This is a genomic window from Nocardia sp. NPDC004722 (genome assembly GCF_053601505.1).
Window position 1 is genome coordinate 1 of sequence record NZ_JBSGBY010000600.1, and the last position, 5,057, is coordinate 5,057.

General features: G+C 70.3%; 5 protein-coding genes and 1 pseudogene. All 6 read right to left on the reverse strand.

The features are described from left to right. A pseudogene (locus ACWELQ_RS37650) lies at nt 1-313 on the reverse strand (ABC transporter substrate-binding protein); the annotation flags it as partial. Nucleotides 314-376: 63 nt separating this feature from the next. Continuing rightward, nucleotides 377-2,155, reverse strand: coding sequence for a gamma-glutamyltransferase family protein (locus ACWELQ_RS37655; RefSeq protein WP_452401791.1), 1,779 nt, complete (start codon nt 2,153-2,155; stop codon nt 377-379). Nucleotides 2,156-2,169: 14 nt separating this feature from the next. Further along, nucleotides 2,170-2,778 (reverse strand): GTP-binding protein, encoded by a 609-nt coding sequence (locus tag ACWELQ_RS37660; protein WP_452401794.1) that lies wholly within the window; start codon nt 2,776-2,778, stop codon nt 2,170-2,172. Continuing rightward, nucleotides 2,759-3,124: a DUF742 domain-containing protein gene (locus ACWELQ_RS37665; protein WP_452401792.1), complete on the reverse strand. Its 366-nt coding sequence runs from the start codon at nt 3,122-3,124 to the stop codon at nt 2,759-2,761. The genes ACWELQ_RS37660 and ACWELQ_RS37665 overlap by 20 nt, the downstream gene beginning before the upstream one ends. After that, nucleotides 3,121-3,549: a roadblock/LC7 domain-containing protein gene (locus tag ACWELQ_RS37670; RefSeq protein ID WP_379356837.1), complete on the reverse strand. Its 429-nt coding sequence runs from the start codon at nt 3,547-3,549 to the stop codon at nt 3,121-3,123. Before ACWELQ_RS37670 ends, ACWELQ_RS37665 begins: the two co-directional genes overlap by 4 nt. After that, on the reverse strand, nt 3,546-5,057 hold a 1,512-nt coding region (locus ACWELQ_RS37675; RefSeq protein ID WP_452401793.1), incomplete at its 5' end, for an ATP-binding protein. The genes ACWELQ_RS37675 and ACWELQ_RS37670, both read right to left, overlap by 4 nt.

The window sequence follows — 5,057 nt, forward strand, 5'->3', positions numbered from 1 at the left end:
AGACCGTCGGCAGCGCGGTCGCCAACTGCGGCACCAGGTTTCCGGCCGAGTCGTTGTCGTAGAGCTTCTCGCAGATCGAGCTCATCACGTACCGGGTGAACAGCGAGCTGGACGTGGTCGGGTCCAGCCGATCCGGTTCGGACGACAGGCCCATCACGAGATCGCCGCCGGATTTCACCGACTGCGTTCCCACCGGGGTGCCGAAATCGTCGGCGTGCGTACCGCTTCGAGTGGATTCATGGGGCGACGCGCAGGCGGCCAGCACGACGGCCGCCGCGGTGAGCCCCATCAGCTTGGAGAGGCGAACGAGCATGGGCGACAACCTACTTCGAGTTCCGAGGACGAAAAGGGAAGGTCATTCTCATGAGATGTTCGATCATCGACCGGCGGCGTAACCCTGCATGCCGCGCGGATTCGCACCGGCGGAGAGCACACCGGTCTCGGGGTCGCGCGCCACCGCGCACAACCGGCCCTCCGACCACGGCCCGCCCACCGTCACCCGGTGACCGCGCCGCTCGAGCTCGTCGATCACCTCGGCGCCGATCCGCGATTCCACCACCACCGCACCGGGATTCATGGTGCGCGGATAGAACGAGCCGGGGAAGCTCTCCTGATGCCAGTTCGGCGCGTCGATCGCGCCTTGCAGGTCGAGGCCGCCGCGCACCTGCTCGCGCAGGGCCACCGCCAGCAGGAAGTGCGGACTCCACTGATCCTGCTGATCGCCGCCGGGAGTACCGAACGCCATCACCGCGACCCCGTCGCGCAAGGCCAGCGACGGGCTCAAGGTGGTGCGCGGACGACGGCCCGGGGTCAGCGAATTCGGCAGCTCCGGCTCCAGCCACGCCATCTGCAGGCGGGTGCCGAGCGGGAAACCCAGTTCCGGGATCACGGGATTGGACTGCAACCAGCCGCCGCTGGGCGTCGCGGCGACCATATTGCCCCAGCGGTCCACCACGTCGAGGTGACAGGTGTCGCCCTTGGTCGCGCCGCTGGAGCCCACGGTCGGCTCGCCCGCGCCCAGCGAACTCGGCACCACCGCAACGGAATCCGACGCGAAAGCGCTCAGCCGCGGCGTCCGCCCGTCCGGGCTGCCCGGGCGCAGCTCCGCCGAGGCGTGCGCTCCGATCAGTGCCCGGCGTTGCGCGTTGTACTCCGGCGACAGCAGCGCTTCGAGCGGGACCGTCGGATTGTCGCCGTACCAGGCCTCGCGGTCGGCCATGGCGAGCTTCGAACCCTCGATGAGCACGTGGTAGTACTCCGGGGTGCCGTAGGCCGGAAGCTCGGACAACAGCGCCAGCTGTTGCAGGAACGACGGCCCCTGACTCCACAGTCCGGGCTTGGCGACGGTCCACCCGTTCCAGGTGTAGGTCGCCGGATCCTCGTACGTGGCTTCGAATTTCGCCAGATCCCCGCCGTCGAGCGTGCCCGCGTGGCGTTCACCCGAGGTGTCCATGGCGGGCCGTGCGGCGGCGGAGGCCAGCGCCTCGGCGATGAAGCCCTCCCGCCACACGCGCCGGGCCGCCTCGATCTGCGTCTCGCGCTCCGCGCCCGCCGCCTCGGCCTCCGCGATCACGCGTCGCCAGGTCGCGGCCAGGGCCGGATTGCGCAGCAGCGCGCCCGGCGCGGGCGGGCGACCGCCGGTCAGGTACAGCGCCGCCGAACTGGTCCATTCGGACTCGAACAGCTCTGCGACCTCCGCCACCGTACGCCCGACATTCTCGACCACCGGATGCCCGTGCTCGGCGTAACCGATGGCGTAGGACAGGATTTCGGACAGTCGCTTGGTGCCGTGATCCCGCAGCAGCAGCATCCACGCGTCGAACGCGCCGGGCACCGCGGCGGCCAGCGGACCGGTGCCGGGCACCAGATCCAGGCCGAGACCCCGGTAGTGCTCGATGGTCGCGCCCGCGGGCGCGGGCCCCTGGCCGCACAGCACCCGGGCCGGGCGGCCCGCCGGTGCGAGGATGATCGGCACCTCACCGGCGGGGCCGTTGAGGTGCGGTTCCACCACGTGCAGCACGAAGCCCGCCGCGACGGCGGCGTCGAAGGCATTGCCGCCGTCCTCGAGCACAGCCATCGCGGTGGCCGAGGCCAGCCAGTGAGTGGAGGACACCATGCCGAAGGTGCCCTGCAGGGTGGGACGGGTGGTGAACAACGGACGATCTCCTCTCACACCGTGACGAAGTGGAACAGCACCTGCTCGAGCAGGGCCACGAGCACGTTCTTCACCGATTCCCGGTCGCGTGCGTCGCATTCCAGCAGCGGAATCCCGTCGTCGAGCTCCAGCGCCTCGCGGACCTCGTCCAGATCGAACCGCGTCTCGTTCTCGAAGCGGTTGACCACCACCACGAACGGCGTATTGCGCTCCTCGAAGTAGTCCAGCACCGGGAAGCAGTCGTCGATGCGGCTGGTGTCGACCACCAGCACCGCGCCGAGCGCGCCGTCGACCAGGTCGTCCCACAGGAACACGAACCGGTCCTGGCCGGGTGTGCCGAACAGGTAGAGGATCAGCGAGCGGTCCAGGGTGATGCGGCCGAAGTCCAGCGCCACCGTGGTCTGCGTCTTCTGGTCGCGCCGGCCCGGATCGTCGATGTTCACCGCGGCCTCGGTCATGGCGGCCTCGGTGGCGAGCGGCTCGATCTCGGAGATGGCGCCGATGAACGTGGTCTTGCCGACGCCGAATCCGCCGCTGACCACGATCTTCACCGACGACGGCAGGATCGGGGCGGGGCGTGGCTCGGCGGGTACGGCGCGGGTGTCAGAGTGCCCGAACAAGATCCCTGATCCTCTCGATCGCAGCGACGGACAGCTCCGGGGCCTCGCGCACGGCGAGGAACCCGGCGGCCGCGAGATCACTCACGATCACCTTGGCCAGGCCCACCGGAATATGCAGCAGCGCACCGATTTCCGCGATCGAGCAGGGCCGCTGGCACAACTGCACGACGGCGCGCTGCTCGAGCTGCAAGGGCGCGGAGAGCGCCGAAGGCGGTGCCTGCACCAGGGTTTCGATGCGCAGCCCGTCGATCACGGGTGTGGTGCGGCCGCCGGTGACCACGAACGGGCGCACGAAATTGTTGTGGTCGTCGTGCGGGTCCGCGCCCGCGGCGAAGTCGGAATCTCTCATCGGCGCATGTTCTCTCGCAGCTGGGAGATCAGGGCCGGATCCAGCAGCGAGCCCGCGCGCTCGGCGAGCACCGAGATCTCGTAGCCGACCAGGCCCACATCGCAGTTGCCGTCGGCGATCACGCCCAGGAAACTGCCGGTGCCCATGGTCGAGACCAGCAGGAAGCCGCGCTTCATCTCGATCATGATCAGCTTCAGGCCGTCGAAGGAGTAGCTGCGCGACGCGCTGCGCGAAATGCTGGCGAGCCCGGACACCATGGCGGCGAGCCGGTCCGCGCCCGCCCGATCGAGACCGTCGGACATCGCGATGAGCAAGCCGTCCGAGGACACCGCGACGGTGTCCCGCACCCCCGCGGTGTCTCGCACGAAATTCGCCAGCATCCAGTTGAAGGTGTGCGGGGTGGCGCTCGGCAGCTGGGTGCTCACCAGTTCTCCTCTGCGTTCGGCACGGACGGGGCGATCGTGGCGCCGCGCTCGTGACCGGCGCGGAAGGACGACAGCATGGTCCGGGTTTCCTCGGGGGTCCGGTCCGGCGCCGCACCGGATTCCGGGCGCTGGGCGCGGCCGGAGTCGGGGCGGGATTGCGGTCCGGGGGTCTCGGCGCGAGATCGCTTGTCGCGCTTGATAAGTCCATTGCGGGTGGTACGCACGACGGGTGTAGTGCCGGTCGCGGGGCCCGCCGTGTCCGGCGGGGCCGCCGTCGGCAAGGCCGCAACAGCGGGCTGGGACGCGACGGTGGGCTGGGACGCGACAGTGGGCAGAGACGTGGCAGCGGGCTGGGGCGCGACCTCCGGCCGCGCCGAAATATCCGACAGTCCGGCAACATTCGGCAGGGCGGCACCGTTCGGCAGCGCGGCGATCATCGGCAGTGCGCCGGTATTCGGCGGGGCGGCGGGCTGCGGCTGGGCCGCGAACTCCGGTTGGGGCGCGTGCAGTGCGGGTCCGGCGGCGGCGAAGCCGGTGGGCAGGGCGGGCGCGGCGGCGGCGCGCGGCGGTTCCGGCGCGGGTGCGGCCTGCGAATCCGCGCCCCATACCGGGGCCACCATGGTGCCGGTGATCAGGGCCTGCACCGTCTCGGGATGCTGATCCTGGTCCGCGGCAAGGATTTCCGCGGGCAGGGTCAGACGCGCGACGATCCCGCTGACCGGCGACGTGTTGAGCTCCACCTGGACTCCGAGCCGCTGCGCGAGCCGACCCACCACGTAGTGGCCCAGGTAGCGCGTCGGCGCGACGATGAAGTCCTCTTCCCCGCGCAGCTTGGCGTTCGAGCGCTCCAGTTGCTCCGCCGACATGCCGACGCCGTGATCGACCACGGCCAGCAGATACCCCTGCGGCCCACGGCGGCCGTAGATCTCGACCTCCAGATCCGGCGGCGAGAAGGCCAGGCCGTTCTCGATCAGCTCGGCGATCATGTGCGACAGCTCGCTGGCCACCGATCCCGCGATCATGACGTCCTCCACCCGGCGCAACACCACGCGGCGGTAGTCGTCCACCTCGGACATGCCCGCGCGAATCACATTGACCAGGGCGATCGGCCGCGACAACCGGCGCGGGCTGCTCTCGCCGACCAGCACCAGCAGGCTCTCGGCATTGCGGCGCATGCGGGTCGCCAGGTGGTCGAGCTCGAACAGATTGGCCAGGCCCTGCGGGTCGAGCTCCTCGCGCTCGAACTCGCTGATCAACGCGAGCTGCCGGTGCACCAGGTTCTGATTGCGCCGCGCCAGGTTGCCCATGGACTCGGTGGTGTTGTGTCGCACCAGCGCCTGCTGGGAGGCGAGTTCGAAGGCGGTGGTCTGCACGCGGTCCAAAGCGCCTGCCACGGCCGCGATCTCGGTGCTCGCCCCCGGCGGCGTCCGCACCGGCGGCGGCGCGTCCGGATGCGTCTCGGCCGCGTGCGACCATGCGTCGATGACCTCGGGCAGCCGGTGCGAGGC